This is a genomic window from Pedobacter sp. Leaf41, assembly GCF_001422545.1.
GTDB lineage: Bacteria > Bacteroidota > Bacteroidia > Sphingobacteriales > Sphingobacteriaceae > Pedobacter.
Genome location: NZ_LMLE01000011.1, coordinates 411,325 through 431,691 on the forward strand (window position 1 = coordinate 411,325; position 20,367 = coordinate 431,691).

General features: G+C 38.9%; 15 protein-coding genes. 10 read left to right on the forward strand and 5 right to left on the reverse strand.

Annotated elements, in window-relative coordinates; genetic code table 11:
• Nucleotides 1-44: 44 nt before the first annotated feature.
• Nucleotides 45-803 (forward strand): alpha/beta fold hydrolase, encoded by a 759-nt coding sequence (locus ASE92_RS19460; RefSeq protein ID WP_235527401.1) that lies wholly within the window; start codon nt 45-47, stop codon nt 801-803.
• Here ASE92_RS19460 and ASE92_RS19465 read toward each other — a convergent pair.
• Entirely contained in the window at nt 800-1,519 is a 720-nt protein-coding gene (locus tag ASE92_RS19465; protein WP_056851784.1) for an SDR family NAD(P)-dependent oxidoreductase, read from the reverse strand. The genes ASE92_RS19460 and ASE92_RS19465 overlap by 4 nt on opposite strands.
• 379 nt (nt 1,520-1,898) lie before the next feature.
• Between ASE92_RS19465 and rhaT the strand changes: the two genes are divergently transcribed.
• The 7 genes from rhaT to ASE92_RS19500 all read left to right on the forward strand — a co-directional run bounded on the left by rhaT (nt 1,899) and on the right by ASE92_RS19500 (nt 10,906).
• Nucleotides 1,899-2,993 (forward strand): L-rhamnose/proton symporter RhaT, encoded by a 1,095-nt coding sequence (gene rhaT, locus ASE92_RS19470; RefSeq protein ID WP_056851785.1) that lies wholly within the window; start codon nt 1,899-1,901, stop codon nt 2,991-2,993.
• Nucleotides 2,994-3,018: 25 nt separating this feature from the next.
• Nucleotides 3,019-5,139 (forward strand): bifunctional rhamnulose-1-phosphate aldolase/short-chain dehydrogenase, encoded by a 2,121-nt coding sequence (locus ASE92_RS19475; protein WP_056851786.1) that lies wholly within the window; start codon nt 3,019-3,021, stop codon nt 5,137-5,139.
• 292 nt (nt 5,140-5,431) lie between these two features.
• Nucleotides 5,432-6,712, forward strand: coding sequence for a TIM barrel protein (locus tag ASE92_RS19480; protein ID WP_056851787.1), 1,281 nt, complete (start codon nt 5,432-5,434; stop codon nt 6,710-6,712).
• A 17-nt stretch (nt 6,713-6,729) separates the two neighbouring features.
• Nucleotides 6,730-8,109 (forward strand): FGGY-family carbohydrate kinase, encoded by a 1,380-nt coding sequence (locus ASE92_RS19485; RefSeq protein WP_056851788.1) that lies wholly within the window; start codon nt 6,730-6,732, stop codon nt 8,107-8,109.
• A 179-nt stretch (nt 8,110-8,288) separates the two neighbouring features.
• Nucleotides 8,289-9,320: a winged helix-turn-helix domain-containing protein gene (locus tag ASE92_RS19490; protein ID WP_056851789.1), complete on the forward strand. Its 1,032-nt coding sequence runs from the start codon at nt 8,289-8,291 to the stop codon at nt 9,318-9,320.
• 38 nt (nt 9,321-9,358) lie between these two features.
• Nucleotides 9,359-9,958 carry a histidine phosphatase family protein gene (locus ASE92_RS19495; protein ID WP_056851790.1) on the forward strand — a complete coding sequence of 200 codons (600 nt, stop codon included), beginning with the start codon at nt 9,359-9,361 and terminating at the stop codon, nt 9,956-9,958.
• A 6-nt stretch (nt 9,959-9,964) separates the two neighbouring features.
• Complete coding sequence (locus ASE92_RS19500) at nt 9,965-10,906, forward strand: glycerophosphodiester phosphodiesterase family protein (RefSeq protein ID WP_056851791.1); 942 nt, start codon at nt 9,965-9,967, stop codon at nt 10,904-10,906.
• A 61-nt stretch (nt 10,907-10,967) separates the two neighbouring features.
• Here ASE92_RS19500 and ASE92_RS19505 read toward each other — a convergent pair whose 3' ends face one another.
• Nucleotides 10,968-11,735, reverse strand: coding sequence for a DeoR/GlpR family DNA-binding transcription regulator (locus ASE92_RS19505; protein ID WP_056851792.1), 768 nt, complete (start codon nt 11,733-11,735; stop codon nt 10,968-10,970).
• 205 nt (nt 11,736-11,940) lie between these two features.
• On the opposite strand from ASE92_RS19505, the gene ASE92_RS19510 reads away from it, so the two are divergent.
• Nucleotides 11,941-15,318 carry a DEAD/DEAH box helicase gene (locus ASE92_RS19510; RefSeq protein ID WP_200926463.1) on the forward strand — a complete coding sequence of 1,126 codons (3,378 nt, stop codon included), beginning with the start codon at nt 11,941-11,943 and terminating at the stop codon, nt 15,316-15,318.
• Between the two features lie 709 nt (nt 15,319-16,027).
• Here the strand turns inward: ASE92_RS19510 and ASE92_RS19515 are convergent.
• A complete protein-coding gene (locus ASE92_RS19515; RefSeq protein WP_235527402.1) occupies nt 16,028-16,816 on the reverse strand; it encodes an SDR family oxidoreductase in 789 nt (262 codons plus the stop codon).
• A gap of 59 nt (nt 16,817-16,875) precedes the next feature.
• Nucleotides 16,876-17,457, reverse strand: coding sequence for a thymidine kinase (locus ASE92_RS19520; RefSeq protein WP_056851794.1), 582 nt, complete (start codon nt 17,455-17,457; stop codon nt 16,876-16,878).
• A gap of 122 nt (nt 17,458-17,579) precedes the next feature.
• Between ASE92_RS19520 and ASE92_RS19525 the strand changes: the two genes are divergently transcribed.
• Nucleotides 17,580-18,749 (forward strand): hypothetical protein, encoded by a 1,170-nt coding sequence (locus ASE92_RS19525; protein WP_056851795.1) that lies wholly within the window; start codon nt 17,580-17,582, stop codon nt 18,747-18,749.
• Between the two features lie 355 nt (nt 18,750-19,104).
• Here the strand turns inward: ASE92_RS19525 and rodA are convergent, their stop codons facing one another.
• On the reverse strand, nt 19,105-20,367 hold the full coding sequence (rodA, locus tag ASE92_RS19530) for a rod shape-determining protein RodA (protein ID WP_056851796.1): 1,263 nt from the start codon (nt 20,365-20,367) through the stop codon (nt 19,105-19,107).

Sequence of the window (20,367 nt, forward strand, 5' to 3'; positions counted from 1 at the left end):
CTCGAGATGCACTGATTCGTAAATTTGTGCTTTATTCTCCAAAAATGCCGCTCAGATTACATCAGGAGCAGCTTATTGCCGAAGCGAAAAAGTTTAACTTATCTGTTTACGACGAATACTTTACGGCAAGCGACGTTGCAATTAACTGTTTTAGTTGGGGCGATGGCAAAACCAAAATATTGCTTACTCACGGTTGGGCTTCTAAAGCACTCGATTTTTACGAGCTGATTATGGAGCTCCGCAAATTAGAAGATGTAGAGATAATTGCTTTCGATGCACCAGGAAACGGAAGTTCAGTTTCAGAACTTTCTAATCTCATACTTTATAAAAATTCGGTTAAGGCGATTATAGAAAAATATGAAGTTGTCGATTTCGTGATTGGCCACTCGCTGGGTGCTATGGCCAACATTTTGGCGCTGCAAGATTTAGCCATTCAACCAAAAATGTTAATGAGCATTGCTCCCTTAATCAAACTGAAAGAAAATTTTGTGCAAAGCCTGGAATCTATCGGTGTGAATAACGCAGATCAGGATATTTTCTTTAGCAATTTTGAGCTTGAAGTGAAAATCCCTGCCGACCATTTCAATCTGCTAAATCTGTATCATTTAGCTCCGTCGATTGAGCATTTAGTAAGTTTCGATCCTGAAGATCACATCTCACCTTACCCTTATCTGCAGGATTTTTTAACTCAGAACAAAGCGATCACAGCAATTAAATTTGAGGACATCGGTCATTTCAAAATTATTAAATCGCCGGAGGTAATTTCATTAATTGTTGAAGAAATTACGACGAGAATAAATTAAAGGTTGGTTCGGAGGTTACCCATGCCGCCATCAATATTAATAATCTGACCAGTTATCCAGTTGCTTTCATCGTTTAATAGGAATGAAATTGCGGCAGCGATGTCTTCTGGTTGCCCAAATTTTCCAAGTGGATGTCTTTTTGCCGATGCTATTTTTTTGTCATCAGTGTTTAATAAGCCAGCTGATAAACGCGTATCGGTAAGTGATGGGGCTACTGCATTTACCCGAATGTTTACAGCCGAAAATTCTGCTGCTAAAGATTTTGTTAAACCTTCAATACCTGCTTTCGCACTCGAAATACTGCTGTGAAATCCCATCCCGGTTGTTGCTGCAACCGAACTGATCAAAACAATTGAAGCAGAATTGGCTGCTTTCAGATTTTTGAATGCTTGCTGAATTATTTTAGCGGCTCCAATCACGTTTAAGCGGTAGTCATTCAAAAAATCATCTTCCGAAACCCTACCAAAAGGTTTTAAAGTAATGCTTCCTACAGAATACACCAAGCCATGCAATGTTTCAGGTAAAAAATCAGCTAATGCATTTACGTCTTGCAAAACGTCTAGTTCCTGGTGTTTAACGCCAGTTGGCCATTCCTCGCTTATTGTTCTTGATGCGGTATAAACTGTCGCCCCCTTTTCCGTCAGGCTTTTTACCGACGCCAAGCCAATTCCCGAGCTTCCCCCAACCACTAAGATGTTCTTATTATTGAAATTCATTATAGCTATACTTCAAAAAGGCCGTTTTAGTTTTTGTAGTTCGAATATTATAGGATAATGGAGGGGTTATGCGCTAAAAATCTTCACAGATGTTGATAAAGTAAATTACGTAAACAAGGCGACGAAATTTCCAAGAATCGAACTTTTGAGTTGGGAACAGGGAAATATCACTTCGAATACGTAGTAACAAATAAGGTGCTGCAGATCCCATTGCAAATCAGCAGTATTAAACGTCGTAAGTCGACCCGAATAACGATGGATTGTCGCCCTTCGGTTTAATCGGTCAGGTTAGAATTTCGAGCGATTAACATGACAGTGCATAACAGTAGAGGTGTCCTTATTTTCTATTTTAGACCAACCAAATATTTAAAATTAGAGCATGCAGGCATTTTTAGGCGTTATTTTTCACTTCATCGGCGGTTTCGCGTCCGGGAGTTTTTACATACCATATAAAAAGGTAAAAGGTTGGGCCTGGGAAAGCTACTGGATAGTTGGCGGCATTTTTTCCTGGCTAATTGTTCCACCTTTAGCGGCTTATTTAACCATTCCGAATTTTACTGATATTATCGCTACTGCAGAAGGAAAAACTTTAGCATTGGCTTATTTCTTTGGCGTTCTTTGGGGCATTGGAGGTTTAACTTATGGCCTGGGTGTTCGTTACCTTGGCGTTTCATTAGGCAGCAGTATTATTCTCGGCCTTTGCATGGTGCTCGGTTCAATTTTGCCTTCTATTTATTTCGATGTTTTTCCACAGGAAGGCAAAGACACTTTCACTATGTTTTTGCAAACCGATTGGGGCCGAATGGTATTGCTCGGGCTGATTGTTTGTGTACTTGGAATCGTGATTTGCGGTAAAGCCGGAATGATGAAAGAAAAAGAAATTAACACGGGTGTTACCGATCCACATGGTTTGGAAGTAAAAACCGAGTTTAAATTCGGTTTAGGTTTATTCGTTGGTATCGTTTCAGGTGTTTTAAGTGCTTGTTTCAATTTCGGTATTGAAGCCGGCAAGCCAATGGCTGATGCAGCAAATTCTATCTGGAAAGCAGCAAACCCATCAGAAACAGGTAATTTTCTTTTCTCCAACAATGTAACTTACGTCATTGTACTTTGGGGTGGTTTAACTACCAACTTCATTTGGTGTATGATTTTGAACGCCAGAAATAAAACATTCGGCGATTATACCAATGCAAAAACACCACTCTTAAAAAACTATATATTTTCAGCGCTTGCAGGTACCACCTGGTTTCTACAATTCTTTTTTTATGGAATGGGAGAGAGCAAAATGGGCAATGGCGCAAGTTCATGGATATTACACATGGCCTTCATCATCTTAATAGCCAACGTTTGGGGCTTGGTGTTAAAAGAATGGAAAGCCGTATCTAGAAAAACATTCATTACGGTGTTGGCTGGGATCATCACCATCATTGTTTCCGTACTAATTGTAGGTTACGGTAATTCACTTAAAGGATAAATCACAAAAAATAAAAAATACGATAATGTCGATCGAAACGAAAAATTATAAACACGTAAGCTATTTGTGGAATGAAGAGGAAGCCGCAAAGCTAGCTGGCGATGAAGTAGCTTTACTAATTTACCGTTCAAACTTATTAGGTGCCGATTTGCGCTTAACCAACTATGGTGGTGGAAATACATCATGTAAATTGATGGAAAAAGATCCTTTAACTGGTTCGGAAACCGAAGTAATGTGGGTTAAGGGTTCTGGTGGCGATTTGGGCACTTTGAAAAAAAGTGGATTAGCAGCGCTTTATGTTGACCGCTTGCGCAGTTTGAAAAATATTTACCGCGGTGTGGAGCATGAAGATGAAATGGTTGAATTGTTTAATCATTGCATTTTCGATTTGAGCTCAAAAGCACCCTCAATTGATACTCCGTTGCATGGTTTTTTGCCTTTTGCGCACATCGATCACTTGCATCCGGATGCAGCGATCGCGATAGCGGCAGCAAAAGATGGTAAGAAAATTACCGAAGAGCTTTTCGGCGGTACGATTGGATGGGTAGAGTGGAAAAAACCTGGTTTCGAACTGGGATTAACACTGAAAAAATGTTTAGATGAAAACCCAGGTATCCGCGGAATTATGTTGGGTTCTCATGGTTTATTTACCTGGGGAGATACTGCTTACCAAAGTTACCTGAACACTCTTGATGTAATCGAAATTTGTTCAGAATACCTGGCGCAAAATTATGGCAAAAAAGGTCCGGTATTTGGCGGACAAAAAATAGAAAGTGCTGATGCAGAAAGCCGTAAAAAACAGGCTGCTAGTTTAGCTCCGATTTTACGTGGATTGTGTTCGTCAAAACAACACATGATTGGTCATTTCACTGATGACGTTCGTGTGTTAGAGTTCACCAATTCTAATGATCTTTCTCGTTTGGCACCAATGGGAACAAGTTGTCCAGACCATTTTTTAAGAACGAAAATCAGTCCGCTGGTTTTAGATTTAAAAACCGATGCAGATTTATCAGATACCAAAGCAGTAAAAGAATTGCTTTTGCCAGCTTTTGAATCATATCGGGCAATGTATACTGATTATTATGAAACTTGTAAACATGATAACAGCCCTGCAATTAGAGACACTAACCCGGTGGTAATCTTATATCCTGGAATCGGAATGTTTACTTTCTCGAAGGATAAACAAACAGCAAGGGTGGCTGCCGAATTTTACATCAATGCCATTAATGTAATGAAAGGCGCTGAAGCCATTTCAGAATATACTTCATTGCCACATCAGGAAGCTTTTAACATCGAATATTGGTTATTAGAAGAAGCGAAATTGCAACGCATGCCGAAACCAAAGCCCTTAACTGGAAAAATCGCTTTGATTACCGGTAGCGCTGGTGGTATTGGAAAAGCAATTGCAAAAAAATTCGTTGCTGAAGGTGGCGTTGTTATCTTGAATGACATGAATGCCGAGCGTTTGGCAGAAGCCGGTGCTGATTTCGAAAAACAATTTGGAAAAGATTCATACAGTACTGCGGTTCTAAACGTAACCAGCCAGGAAGATATTGATGGCGCATTTGCTGCTGCAGCTCTGGCTTTCGGAGGTGTCGATATTGTAGTGAACAATGCAGGTTTATCCATTTCTAAAACAATCGGCGATCACACTGAAAAAGATTGGGATCTATTGTACGATGTTTTAGTTAAAGGGCAGTTCTTTATTACTCAAGCGGCTACCAAAACGATGCAAAAGCAGGATATAGGTGGTGACATCATCAATATTGTAAGCAAAAACTCATTGGTAAGCGGGCCAAACAATGCAGGTTACGGAAGTGCGAAAGCGGCGCAATTGCATTTAAGCAGATTAAATGCTGCTGAATTGGGTGCTGATAACATTCGTGTGAATGTGGTTAATCCTGATGCTGTAATTAGTGATAGTAATATCTGGGCTGGTGGATGGGCTGAAGGTAGAGCAAAAGCCTACGGAATTACTGTTGCCGAACTGCCTGCATACTACGCAAAACGTACCTTGCTTAACCAGATTATCTTACCTGATGATATTGCAAATGCTTGTTTCGCCTTTGTGGGAGGCTTGTTAAGCAAATCTACCGGCAACATGTTAAATGTTGATGGTGGTGTGGCAATGGCCTTTGCCAGATAAAAAAGACGCCGTCATTGCGAGGTACGAAGCGATCTCATTCTGGCTAAAATTTTAGTAAATATAAATTGCTTACCCTCGGTCTGTGTCCCCACAGACCGAAAAAAGTAAGTTAAGTAAACGATCTTTGGAAACACGGATCAAGAATAATATTTAAATTAGTTTTAGTAAGTTGTTCTCTCGGTCTGTGGTTCGCCACAGACTGGAAATGACTTTAAAATTCTCAATCTAAATTGAGGATCAAATCAAAGCGATTTATCGCTTAATTATTAACCTAACAAAACCAAATATTCTCATGAATATCGAGCAGAACCAAATAGAAAAACATAATGATTCCCTTAGCAGTTCACATCAGCGCAAACTCAACTTTCTAAAAGAAGATTGGTCGCATGTTGATTTAGAAAGTGTAATCCAGAAACTGGTTGATTTTCAGATTGCGATTCCATCATGGGCTTTAGGTACAGGTGGTACCCGTTTCGGTCGTTTTGCCATTACAGGCGGCGAGCCTCGCACAATCGAAGAAAAAATTGAAGATGTTGGTTTGCTTCATGCATTAAATGGGGCTAGCGGTGCTATTTCCCTTCACATCCCTTGGGATATACCACAAAATGCTGAAAGTTTAAAAAGTCTTGCAGCTGGCTACGGACTGAAGTTCGACGCCATGAATTCAAATACTTTTCAAGATCAGGCTGGTTCGGCACATAGCTATAAATTCGGTTCCTTACAAAATGTGAATAAAGCCATTCGCAAGCAAGCTATTGAACATAACATCGAAGTAATTAAGCATGGTGTGGCATTAGGTTCTGATGCACTAACAGTTTGGCTGGCCGATGGATCTTGTTTCCCTGGTCAGTTAAATTTCCGTAGGGCATTCGAAAATACATTAGAAAGTTTAGAAGAAATTTATTCGGCTTTGCCGGCAGATTGGAAACTTTTTGTAGAATATAAAGCATTCGAACCAAATTTCTATTCTACAACAGTTGGAGATTGGGGTCAGTCGCTGCTTTACGCAAGTAAATTAGGTAAGCAAGCTTATACCCTGGTAGATTTGGGTCACCATTTACCAAATGCAAATATCGAACAAATTGTTGCCTTGCTTTTGATGGAAGGAAAGTTAGGTGGTTTCCACTTCAACGATTCGAAATATGGTGATGATGATTTAACTGCCGGAAGTATCAAACCTTATCAGTTGTTCCTCATTTTTAATGAGCTGGTTGAGGGTATGGATGCAAAAGGAATGAACCATGCAAAAGATTTAGGATGGATGATAGATGCCTCTCACAATGTGAAAGACCCTTTGGAAGATTTACTACAATCGGTAGAAGCCATTATGATTGCTTATGCTCAAGCCTTATTGGTAGATCGTAAAGCTTTAAATGCCGCCCAGGATAATAACGACGTGGCAAAGGCACAGGAAATTTTACAAAATACTTTCCGTAGCGATTTAAGAGCTTTAGTGGCTGAAGCAAGGTTAAGAGCTGGAGCAGCTTTGGCTCCGATAAGCCTATACCGCGATTTGAGTGTAAGATCAAATTTAGTTAACCATAGAGGAAATACTGTAGCAACAGGTTTATAAAAAAGGGAGCTAAAGAGATGCCAAAACCGGTTATTGCAATATTTGACGTTGGGAAAACGAACAAAAAACTTTTTCTTATTGATGAAAATTATCAGATTGTTTACGAACGTTCAGCCCGTTTCGTAGAAACTGTTGATGAAGATGGTGAGCCATGTGAAAATCTGGAGAGCCTCAAATCATCGGTTTACGATTCTTTGCATCAGGTTTTGCAAATGAAAGAGTTTGACGTTAAAGCTGTCAATTTCTCTACCTATGGCGCCAGTTTTGTGTATCTTGATGAAAATGGATCACCCTTAACACCGCTTTATAATTATCTGAAGGAATATCCAGAAGACTTAAAAAAGGAATTTTATGCAAAATACGGCGGCGAGGAAAAGATCTCTTTAGAAACTGCCTCGCCGATATTAGGTAGTTTAAATTCTGGAATGCAGCTCTACAGACTTAAAAAAGAGCGGCCGGCTTTATTCGACAAAGTGAAGTATGCGTTGCATTTGCCACAATACTTGAGCTTCTTGATTACCGGTAAAGCCGTTAGCGATATCACCAGCATTGGCTGCCATACACAACTTTGGGATTTTAACCAAAATCAGTATCATCAATGGGTTACTTCAGAAAAAATTGAGGAGAAATTTGGTGAATTTACGCCTGCCGATTCAAGCATAGCAACCACGTTTAATGGTACAACGTTTCAGGTTGGCGTTGGTTTGCATGATAGTTCCGCCGCCCTAATTCCTTATCTGGCGAACTTTAACACGCCATTTATTCTAATCTCAACGGGTACCTGGTGCATCAGTTTAAATCCTTTTAATCAAGAGCCGCTTACTAAGGAAGAATTGAAACAAGATTGCCTTTGTTACATGCATTACAAAGGTAAACCGATTAAAGCTTCCCGAATTTTTGCAGGTTACGAACACGAAGTACAGTTAAAACGTATTGCTGAGCACTTCGATAGAGCCGCTTATTTATTTAAGCACCTGAAGTTTAATCCTTCCATGATTTTAAAGCTGGCCAATAAAGTACCGGAAAACTTAACTGCACAAACAGAATTTTCAGTCAATTCCGCTTTCCCGGATCGTGATTTGAATCTTTTTCAAACGGCTGAAGAAGCCTACCATCAGCTTATTTTTGATCTGGTAAAGCAACAGATTTATTCTTTAAATCTGGTTCTAAATGCGGGTGTAAAAAGAGTTTTTGTTGATGGCGGATTTGGTAAAAATGCCATTTACATGCACTTGCTGGCCACCTCTATTCCTGATATTGAGATTTATGCATCTTCAGTTTCGCAAGCCACATCCATTGGAACTGCACTGGCAATAAATGATGCCTGGAATGAAAATCCGGCACCAACTGATATGATTCAGCTCAAATATTACTCTGCAATTCAACGGACGATATAGCGTCATCTCGGATGCGAAATCATTGGGGATGCAAATGGGTACCTGGAGCTTTTTAACACAGTAACCTGAGTGGCTTAATTGTGTTAAGGTTACAAAAATGAGCGGAATGAAATAATCTCTAATGTATCCGAGCTCAAACCACATTAATTTGCTATATTCGGGCTTAGAGCCAGCATATATTGAAAACAGACGACCTAATTTCCTTAATTCAGATTGATGAATATTCTTCAACGCCGAAGTATAAGCAACTTACTAATGCGATACTAAGTGGCATCGAATCTGGCAAACTAAAAAAAGGAAGTTTGTTGCCATCAATTAATGAGCTAAGCTTCAGTCTGGAGATGTCGAGAGATACGGCAGAAAAAGGTTATCGTAACTTGCGTAAACTGGGCGTAGTCGATTCTGTTCCTGGTAAAGGATATTTTATTACCAACATAGATTTTTCCAGAAAACTCAAAGTTTGTTTGCTATTCAATAAACTGAGTACTCACAAAAAGATCATCTATGACTCGTTTACGAAAGCAATTGGAGAAAAAGCAGCTATAGATTTCTATATCTACAACAACGACTTTGCATTCTTCAAAAAAATGATCACCTCTAAAATTGATGACTATACCCATTTTGTCATCATTCCGCATTTTTTAGAAGGGGGTGAAAATGCCCATGAAATTATCAATACCATCCCGAAAGAGAAATTAATTATTCTGGATAAGTTGTTGCCAGGTATTACTGGTGATTTCGCAGCTGCTTATGAAAACTTCGCTCAAGACATTTATGCTGCCTTAGAACAGGCCTTGCCACGATTATCTCAATACAGTACAATCAAAATCATTTTCCCAAAAAACAGTTATTTTCCACAGGAAATTTTAACGGGTTTTTATCGGTTTTGCCAGCAATATGCTTTTGACCATAAAGTGATTCACAATATTAAGGAAGAAGAAATAAAGCCAGGCGAAGTTTATATCAACCTGATGGAGGATGATTTGGTAACGCTAATAGAAAGATTAATTGTCCTTAAGCTTAAAATCGGACAAGATGTTGGTGTAATTTCTTACAACGAAACCCCTCTCAAACGTTTCATTCTGGATGGAATAACCACTATATCTACAGATTTCCATGAGCTTGGCACACAGGCAGCAGAATTTGTATTAAATGGAAAAACCGAAAAACTCGAAGTTCCATTCTACTTAAATCTTCGTAATTCACTTTAATTTTTTGGTTGATTATTTGCTTAAACACGAAGAAATTTATGCTAAAAGTATATTTATTAAGGCACGGAGAAACAGCTTATAATGCAGATGGAAACCGTTATTGCGGTAGAACAGATATCGAGTTGACTACAAAAGGACTCAGGCAGGCCAAATTTGTTTGCGATCAGCTGAGCGATATGAAAATTGATGCAGTTTATTCTTCTCCACTGCTCCGTACAAAAAAAACTGCCGAAATTGCATCTGGAAAAAGAGAGGTATTTATAGATAATCGATTAATTGAAGTTGATTTTGGCAATTGGGAAGGCAAAACAAAAGCAGAATTCATTGCCGAGAATGCCTCGTTGTGGACCAATTGGATGGACGCTCCCGAAACCAATAAAGCCGGAGGAACCGGAGAATCGGCTACAGAAATTGTAGATCGGGTAACCAGCTTTTTTGATGAAATGATGTTGAAACATCGTAACCAAACCATCATGGTTGTTGGGCATAATGGCATCAACCGTCTTTTTATGGCCAGCAAACTCGGAATGCCTTTAAAAAATTATCGCCAGTTGGCGCAGCAAAATTCATCGATAACGGAAATTGAATTTGATGAGGATGGCGTCATGACGCTCAGACTTTTGAACGGCAAAATATAATTCGAAATGAAAACTACCTTAAAGGCTTTCATGCTTGCCAAGCTTGTTTTTGCCAGCTCTGTTTGTGTGTTTGCACAGACCAATATCAACACGCTAAAAATTAAAAACGTAAACGAACTGCGTGAATTTTTTAAATACACAGGAAAAACTATACCCATTATTAGCGGCCACAGGGGCGGTACGGTTAAAGGTTTTCCAGAGAACTGCATTGCCACTTTTGAAAATACGCTGAAATTTACACAAGCTTTTTTTGAGATTGATCCGCGGCTAACCCGAGATAGCGTTTTGGTTTTAATGCATGATGCTACGCTTGACCGAACCACAAACGGTACTGGTAAGGTAGCGGACTATACTTTTGCCGAGCTTCAAAAATTTAGATTGAAAGATCCGGAAGGGCATGTTACCGAGTACAAAATCCCGACCCTGAAAGAGGTAATTGATTGGAGCGCTGGAAAGACCGTTGTCAATTTAGATCGTAAAGATGTGCCTCTGGATATGCAAGAACGGATTTTAGAGGAAAATCCCAATAAAGTAATCATGATTACTGTTCATGATGCCCAACATGCTAAGTTTTACTACGATCAAAATCCTGACCGGATGTTTTCTGCTTTTGTGAAAACTAAGAAAGCTTTATTGGAATATGAGGCTGCAGGTATTCCCTGGGAAAGCATGATTGCTTACATCGGGCCAACTAACAAACCTGAAAATAAAGAACTTTTTGATATGCTCCATGCCCGCGGCGTGATGTGTATGATATCTGCAGCACCCACTTACGATAAGTTGGCGACAAAAGAAGAACGGGCTAGAAATTATAGAGAAACCTTTGAACAGGGAGCAGATATTTTAGAATCTGATTTGCCAATTGAAGTAGCCGAAGCCATTACAAAGATCCAGCCAAAAAAGAATCCGAAAGCCAGGTTTATGGGCAAAGTGAGCCTTAAAAAATAAGTATCAATCCAGGGCTCAAGCATTAGCAAAACCCGAATGCGTAGATCTAAGCCCTAATTAATTAATCAGCAATGATAACTTTGACGCCCTTTTCTTCAATTTGATTCATGATAAACTCAGAAACACCGCTATCGGTGACGATATAATGAACCTGTTCAAAGCCACAAACCTTACCGAGGCCACGCTTATCAAATTTGCTGCTATCGGCCATAATTACAACAATTTGGGCAGTATCTATCATTTTTTGGTTAAGTGTGGCTTCTGCTAAATTGGTTATCGAGAAACCAAAATCCAGATCGATACCATCTACCCCTAAAAATAGTACACCACAAGATATTTCACTTAGTACCCGTTCTGCATATGAGCCAGCTACTGATGAGGAGTTGGAGCGAATTAAACCGCCCAGCTGCAAAACTTCAACATTAGGGCGAGTGCTCAGCTCCAAACCCACTTTTAGCGCAGGCGTGATGACCGTTAAATGCTGGTTTGGATATAGACATCTGGCCAATTCAAAAACCGTTGTTCCAGAACCAATGCTGATAGAATCACTTTTTTGAATTAAAGAAAGGGCTGCTTTTGCAATCTTTTGTTTCTCATCAGCGTTGATGAATGCTTTTTCATTAATCGTCCGTTCGTTTGCATAGGGATTGTTAATCGATCCACCTCCACGAGTTCTGAAAAGTAAATTTTTATCTTCTAAAAGTTTTAAATCTTTTCTAATGGTAACTCCAGAAACCTCCATCAAATCGGTAAGCTGGATAATGTTTACTTTTCCGTCTTCCTTTAATTTTTTTAAGATGAATTCGTGCCTGTCGGTAATGTTTTTCATGGACAATATTCGGTTTGGAGCTTAACTTATTTAACGTGAACAAACATAATTTAAAATTAGAGGATTCAAAATTATATTTAGTTAAATTACCTTTCAATGTGTTTATATTAACTTAACTTTCGAACAGGCTGTTGGTAAAAATTTCCCGGTCTATTGCGTCATTATCGCGGGGTAAATGTATTTTTATCCATTATTTCCAATTTAAATGAGTGAAGAGAATAGCAGCGATCAAACGATAGAATTAAATCCTTACGACTATATATTTGTGGATTTTAATCTCCAAAATTTGAGTGCCATCGTGATTTTAAAGCATTTAAATCAACAGATACATACCGATGTAAAAGGGTTTTACGGTTTAGTTGCAGAACAAATTGAAATTGATTTTGCCGCTTTCAGTAGCTACGACTCTTCGGCAGTTTTCCCCATTGTTCAGGTTCAGCAGAATGAAAAAAATGTAAAACTTTCTTGCCGTTGCGAAACACCAAAAACTAAGTTATGTGAACACCAGGCGCAGGTTTTATACAACATTTTGTATCGACAAGAATTATTGATTTTTTTCGATAAAAACCTCAGAAAACAGCAGCTGCTCAAAATTGCAGTAAATTATGGGTTAGAATATGAGAAAGATTTGGAGTCGATTTTTAATTTGACTTTACAAGATGGTGAAATAAAAATCAAACCAAAAATTGAAGCACTGCAACCTTTCAATCGCGAAGCGAAAGAACAACTCGAGCAAATGTTGTTGCCAAAGGAGACAAGTAAAAAGCCGAACGTTGATGCTGGTAATCTAATCTTAGTTTTGGGGCAACACCGCTACTACAACAACCTAACTATAGAGCTTTTTGAGGCGCAGATTACCAAAAATGGAAAGGTAAAAAATCCATTAAAAAGTATAAACCCCAATACACATATTTTTAAGGCTGAAGAAGGCGACGTATTAAAATTTTACAGTGGAGTTGCTGCTTTTCAACAAAATTATAACAACGAACAAAGTGAAGAAGAGATTAGCGCTTTAAAGGCCGTTGTTAAAAACCCTTTAAATTTACCATTCTATATTCAAAGCAATAAGCAATCTTCAGCCATTCAGGCATCAACCATAGCTGCCGTAACCGTTAAAGCGCTGGAAGTTGATTTGCGCTTAACTGTTAATCAAAAAGGCGATTTCTTTGAAATTACCGGGCGTTTAAGCATTGAAGGAAAATCCTATGAAATTGATCAGTTAATGCTCGTCCATCAATATTTTATCCAGCTCAAAGATCAGCTTTACCTCATTACCCGGTTGGATTTGTTGCGGATAATTGGATTTTTCAAGAAGCAAAGTAATCGCTTAATCCTTCATAAATCGAAATATCCTGAGTTCCAAAAAACAATTTTAGTGCAGTTGGAAGGAAGCATTCATGTAGATTATTCCTACTTAAAGCCTGCAACAAAAAAACAAATTGAAGAAAAGGGCTTTGATTTGGAAACCGAGCAGCTGATTTATCTGTCCGAATCGGAAGATTTTATTCTCATCACCCCGGTAATGCGCTATGGAAATCAGGAAATTCCGGTACTCTCCAAAAAGCAGATTCAGGCACAAGATAAATTGGGGAATGTTTTTACTGTTCACCGTGATGATCATGCTGAGTTACAGTTTATTGGCAATGTTTTAAAGCAGCACCCCTTTTTTTACGAGCAGGAGAGTAATGATTCCTTTTACCTACATCGTAAAAGATTTTTAGAGGAAGCCTGGTTTTTAGATGCATTTGAAACCTGGCGGAATAAAGGAATCCACATTCTGGGCTTCAATACGCTGAAAAATAATAAACTAAATCAGCACAAGGCGAATATTAACATTGAGGTTTTAAGCGGAACCGATTGGTTTGAAACTAAAGTGGAAGTAAAATTTGGAAAGCAAAAAGTCGCCTTAAAACATTTGCATAAATCAATCAGGAACAAGAGCAAATTTGTTACGCTAGACGATGGCACGCAAGGCATTTTGCCAGAAAGCTGGCTACTAAAATTTACCGATTACTTTAACGCTGGTGAAATTACTGAAGATGCTATATTGACGCCAAAAATAAAATTTGCCACCATTAACGAGCTTTATGAAGATGCTTTACTTGATGGGGAAGTTAAAAATGAGCTTCATTCTTATCGGAAAAAATTTGAAAATACCGATTCAATAAAAGAAGTTGAAGTTCCAAAGACTTTACAAGCCACTTTAAGGCATTACCAAAAAGATGGCTTAAACTGGCTCAATTTTCTGGATGATTTTAATTTTGGATCTTGTTTGGCCGATGATATGGGCTTGGGTAAAACGATCCAAATTCTCGCTTTTATCCTTTCTCAGCGAGATAAAGTAAAGCACAATACTAATCTTGTTGTTGTGCCAGCCTCTTTAATTTTCAACTGGAAAGCTGAAGTAGAAAAATTTGCCCCATCAATAAAGGTAAAAACGATTTATGGCAATGAAAGAACTAAAACTACCGATACTTTCGATCGCTTTGAGCTGATATTAACCTCTTACGGGACTTTGCTTTCTGATATTCGCTTTTTAAAAGATTATCGCTTTAACTACATCTTTTTGGATGAATCGCAAAACATTAAAAACCCTGAATCGCAGCGATACAAAGCAGTTCGAATGTTGCAATCGCGGAATAAAGTTGTGATGACCGGTACACCGATTGAGAACAATACTTTTGATTTATACGGGCAATTGTCTTTTGCCTGTCCGGGTTTATTTGGCAGTAAACAGCAATTTGCTGATTTATATTCTACCCCTATTGATCAGTTCAAAGATAAGCGACGAGCAGAGGAACTTCAGCAGAAGATCAGGCCATTTATTCTTCGAAGAACCAAAGAGCAGGTAGCTACAGAACTTCCTGATAAAACAGAAATCATTTTATACTGTGAAATGGGAGCGGAGCAGCGAGAAGTTTATGAGGCAAACAAAAAGGAAATTCAAGATTATATTTTAAATAAAACTGAAGACCAGCTGCCCAAAAGCTCCATGCACGTGTTAAAAAGTATTACTCAATTGAGGCAGATTTGCAATTCTGCAGCCTTGTTGGCCGATGGAAAATCTTACTTACAGGCATCATCAAAAATCGATGTGCTTTTGGAACAAATAGAAAACAAGGCATTAAACCATAAAATTTTAGTGTTTTCTCAGTTTGTAACCATGCTCGATTTAATTAAGAAACAACTCGAAAACCGGAATATTAAATATGAGTATCTGACTGGCCAAACCAAAAACAGAGAAGAAGTTGTTCAATCTTTTCAGCAGGATACTGATATTCCCGTATTTCTGATCAGCCTAAAAGCAGGAGGAACAGGTTTGAATTTAACCCAGGCAGATTACGTTTATCTCGTTGATCCATGGTGGAATCCTGCTGTAGAAAATCAGGCAATTGATCGGGCTTATCGCATTGGCCAACATAATAATGTAATGGCAGTAAGGCTTATTTGCCCCGATACGATTGAAGAAAAAATTATGAAATTGCAAGCCACAAAAAAGGATCTGGTTAAAAATTTGATTCAAACCGATGGAGGATTTTTTAAAAACTTAAGCAAAGAGGAACTATTGGGGTTGTTGAGCTGATTTAATCTCGACCAATGCTTTGTTATTCTGAGCCTAGCGAAGAATCTGTTAAGTTTTTAGTTGACATTTGTAATCCCCACTTTATAACGATCATTTCTCTTTTCATAAAAACTGGCAGTATTTGAGGTCTTCCTTAGTTTTTTCGGCTAGCCGCCGATGGGCTTTTTTCTTTTGTCTTGAGACAAAAGAAACAAAACCGAGCCATTCAGCGAGCTCATTAATACCTTTAAAACAATATAAACTATTAATAACATCAAGGCTTGGATCCAATGTCGGATAAAATCATCAAAGCTTAATCGACGGAATCACAAGCTGCGATGAAGAATCGCAGAATATGCGATGCCTTGTTGCAGCTGGCATTGAAAGTTTGTGCAAAAGCTTTGATTTTTTCTCCTTCCATTGTCTCCTATGCCGGATAGCATGGCGGAACATCAATAGCAGATATAATGCTTCGTTAGGTTAACGTTGCTCGTTCATCCGTTTTTTTAGTCAGGATTTGTAATCCCGGCTTTAGAAGTATGCGTTATAAATCTCGACTAACCCTTTGTCATTCTGAGCGCAGCGAAGAATCTGTTAAATCAAAGATCCCAACATGAATAGTTTACAGATTTTATTTCAGGTGTTGCGGCTAAATGAGGTAGTGCTTTATAGGTTCTGGATTCTTCGCTGCGCTCAGAATGACAGGTTTTTTTGAAGCGTGAGCTAGAAATTAAATTGCAGTCTGGAAATCGTATTGTAAAAACTCAGGAACGTTAACACTTTCCACAACCTTCCAATCTTTCTTTTCATCTACAAAAAGGGGTTCCACTAAATCAGATGTTTTCGCTGCTTCCGTATAAAACTCCTTTTTCGTGGGATGGTGAGGAGAGCAAGCGTTATAAATCCGTCCGTAAGCCTGTTTGTCTAAAATTGCAGCAGCAATGCCAACAGCATCAGTTTGATGGATGAGATTAACAGGAGCTAAACCATTTGGAACATCAGTTTTACCCGCGAAAAACCTGCCAGGGTTTCTATCTGGCCCAATCAATCCCGCGAAGCGGATAATGGTAAAATGATCTGGTAAAGAAGACTTTAAAATATTTTCTGCAGACAATACCACCTTTCCCGAATCGGTATCGGGATGTGTCTCGCTGTTTTCGTTTACTGTTTTATTTTCATCAGCATATACACTTGTCGAACTGATTAATACAACCTGTTTCGATTTATCTTTCGCGGCACCCAGAATTGATTTTATCTTTTGAGGGAAATCTAGAAGTTCAGCGGTGTTTCTTTTTGGAGGAATGCAGATAAAAAGCGCATCCGCATCAAAGAATTCGTTGTCGGCAATAATGTGATCAGCTGTGAAATTGATTAGGAACGGACTAATTTTCTCTTCTGCAAGTAAATCAAGTTTTTCGGGCGAAGTGGTAGATCCTTTCACTTCGTAACCAAGCTCAACTAATTTCTTTGCAAAAGCAAAACCGAACCAGCCGCAACCTAAAATGGAAATCGTTTTCAATTGAATTTTAGTTTTTAGTATTGACTAACAATCGGATAAGTAAACAGTTTTGAAAGCGATTAGCCTTTATCCAAATTGTAACAAGCCCTGCATCGTGGCTCATAGCTTTCCTTTTCGCCGAGTAAAACGGTAGCTTCATCAGCCACGGTGCGGTAACTGTAAAGCGCTGGGTTGCCGCAGCAAACACAAACGGCATTTACTTTTGTAACATGCTCAGCAATGGCCATCAAGGCGGGCATCGGTCCAAAAGGTTTACCCGTAAAATCCATGTCGAGCCCGGCGACAATAACCCTGATGCCTTTGAGTGCTAATTTATTGCAAACATCCGGAAGTTCATTGTCGAAAAACTGGGCCTCATCAATGCCCACAACCTGGGTATTGGTTCCCAATAGTAAAATGGCCGAAGCGCTATCAACAGGAGTGGAGTTTATGGAATTTAAATCATGAGAAACCACAGCACTTTCATGGTAACGGGTATCTGTACGAGGTTTGAAAATCTCGACATTCAGCTTAGCAATCTGGGCTCTTTTTAGTCGGCGGATTAGCTCTTCAGTTTTTCCTGAAAACATAGAGCCACATACCACTTCAATACTTCCTGAAAATTCTCCCCTTCTTCTAAAATTCTGTTCGCTAAATAACATGCCCTATTTTTTATAACCCGGTGGATTCTCTTTAATTTTAAACCGAACAAATATCATAATTATGTGTTATTTTTGAATACATAGTTACCAACATAAATCGAGTAAAAAACCGTTATCACTTCATGATGAACCAACAAGATATCTTTAAAAAAGTAGGCAATATTTTAACGGAATTAAATGAGCAATACCAGTTCTTGGCTCAAAATCCTGAGCAATTAAACGATTTAGAAGTGGAGCTGTTTTTAGCGAATGCCGATTTTTTAGCTGATCATGTTCGCATTGTACAAAAGTTAAACAGCACTTCGCAACAGCGAAATGTAACTAAGCAGGAGGTGCCCTTGGTGGCTCAACCAGAAACTTTAGAAGATGAAATTTGGGCGGATAAAAGTTATTTAGAGGAAGAGGAAAGTTTCGTCACCGCTGAGCTGGAGGAAATTGCGACTGCAGAGGAAGAGGAAGAAAGAGTTGACGTAAAGCAGGAGCAAGAAGTTTTGGATGATGAAAAAATTCATGAAGATGTTGCGGAGGAAGTTTTAGAAAAAGATTTCTTTAAACCCGATCAGGATGATCATTCTTTTGAGTTCGTTTTAGGCAATCACAGTACTGATGATAAATTCGATTATGAGGAAAAGTCGGTTGAAGAGATTTTCGATCGCCCGCTGAGTAAAGATGAAGAACAGGTACTTGCTCAAAAGAAAATGATCCATGAAAAAGAGGAGCAGCCAAATTTTGTTGAGGAAACCTTAACAACAGAAGAAGATGAGATTGGTCCGGAGCCATTTTTAATTCCTCATGAGGATGAACCAGAGCTTAGAGAGGTTGAGGAAGAGGTTGAGGCTCCGATTGATAATTTTAAACCTATCGAAGCATTGAGAGATGTAGAGATGGACGATCCTATTATTTCGCCGCCAATTGTTGAAGAAAAACCCATGTTTATTCCGGAAGCCATTCCGGTTAGACCGCCAGTTCAACCCATTTCATCAACCCCAGCACCGAGTTTAAATGATTTATTGGCGAAAACACATGCAAATAACGAAGAGCCAATTAAAGCACCAATAGCTGATTTAAAACAAGGGATCAGTTTAAATGAAAAATTATTATTTGTTAAAGATTTATTTAAAGGTTACAATCTGGCCTATTCAGAAGCGATTGATATCGTAAATAAGATGAATAGTTTTGAAGCAGCAGATAGCTTTTTGCAGACAAATTATGCCGCTAAAAATGACTGGGCCAGTAAGCAAGCAACGGTCGATCAGTTTTACGAATTGTTGAATAGAAGGTTTAGGGTTTAGGTTGTAAGTTATAAGTTAAAGGTTATAAGTCTGGAATCATAAAACCAAGCGTACTTCCGTTCCAACAATCGTCATTGCGAAGCTGATCCTTTAATAGCTGTGAGATCTCGTTTCGTGTTAGTTTTGATTTTAAATCCCGTTCCTATTATCGTCATTGCGAAGCTAATCCTTCATTAGCTGCGGCAATCTCATTCGTTTTTTTTCAGGATTTGCAATAACCTATTTGGAGTCGAGATTGCAAATCTCGACTAGCAGCGATTAGCCCGCTGACTATAAGACTATATCTTTGCTGTTTACTCCTTGCTCTTTCCTCCTCACTATTTGCTCCTTGATCTTCTCTCCTTACTATTTGCTCCTAAAAAAATCCCATTCTATTCGAATCCAGTTTCAAAAAGATAAATAGCAAAATGGTGAAGCTCCATAACGAAGAACCACCATAACTGATTAGCGGCAAAGGTATTCCAATTACCGGAATAATTCCAATGGTCATCCCTATGTTAATGAAGACGTGGAAGAAGAGAATACAGGCCACACTGTAACCGTAAACTCTGGAAAACGTAGATCGCTGTCGTTCGGCTAAGTTAATCAGCCTTAACAGTAAAAAACTATATAAACCAATCACCACCAAACAGCCCAAAAATCCCCATTCTTCACCAATGGTTGAGAAGATAAAATCGGTGCTTTGTTCTGGCACATAGCCGTATTTAGTTTGTGTTCCTTCTAAAAATCCTCTACCGGTAACCTGCCCGGAGCCTATGGCAATTTGAGATTGAATTACGTTATAACCAGCACCTCTGTTATCTGTTTTTAGGCCAAGCATCAGTTCAATACGACTTCTTTGGTGTGGTGCCAAAACCTTTTCGTAAGCAACTTTAATTAAGAAAAGATAACCAATAGCAAAAACGGTAACTAAAACTGTAGAGAAAATAATTTTCTGTTTCCTGCGGTTATTGTAAATAAATAAACCCGCAATTACGGTGATAATGGTAATCAAAATCCACGTGGGAACCAGGAAATCGGCTACAAACAAGACGATCATTCCCAGAAATATCAAAAGGAAATAACCAGACAAACCTTCACGATAAAGGGGAAACATAAAGGCCAGGAAGACTAACGCAGAGCCTGTATCCGGCTGAAGCATAATTAATAGCAATGGTGCGCCGACAATTAAAGCTGCAATGGCGATTGATTTAAAATCGCGGAATTTAGGATTGAAACTTCCTACATACCGGGCTAATAACAAGGCAGTTCCAAACTTGGCGAATTCGGCAGGCTGAAGTTTAAAGGAGCCAATGGCGATCCAGGCCTGATTACCGGCTACTTTATTTCCGATAACTAACACCGCCAGCAGCAATAACAACGTACCCCCGTAAATAAAAGGGGAGAAGACGTTAAAAAGCCTGCCATCGAATAACAAAATGGCTAAGCCTAAAATTAATCCGGAAATGACATAAATAAGCTGCTTGCCGTAAAGTTCGCTAAAACCAAAGGCAATCGTTTTCTCCGGAGGAACAGATGCGTAAATGTTGACAAACCCAATAGCGCATAAGGCAATATAAATCAAAACGGTAATCCAATCTACATTGAAAAAGAAACGGTTTCCCTGTTGTTGCTGCAT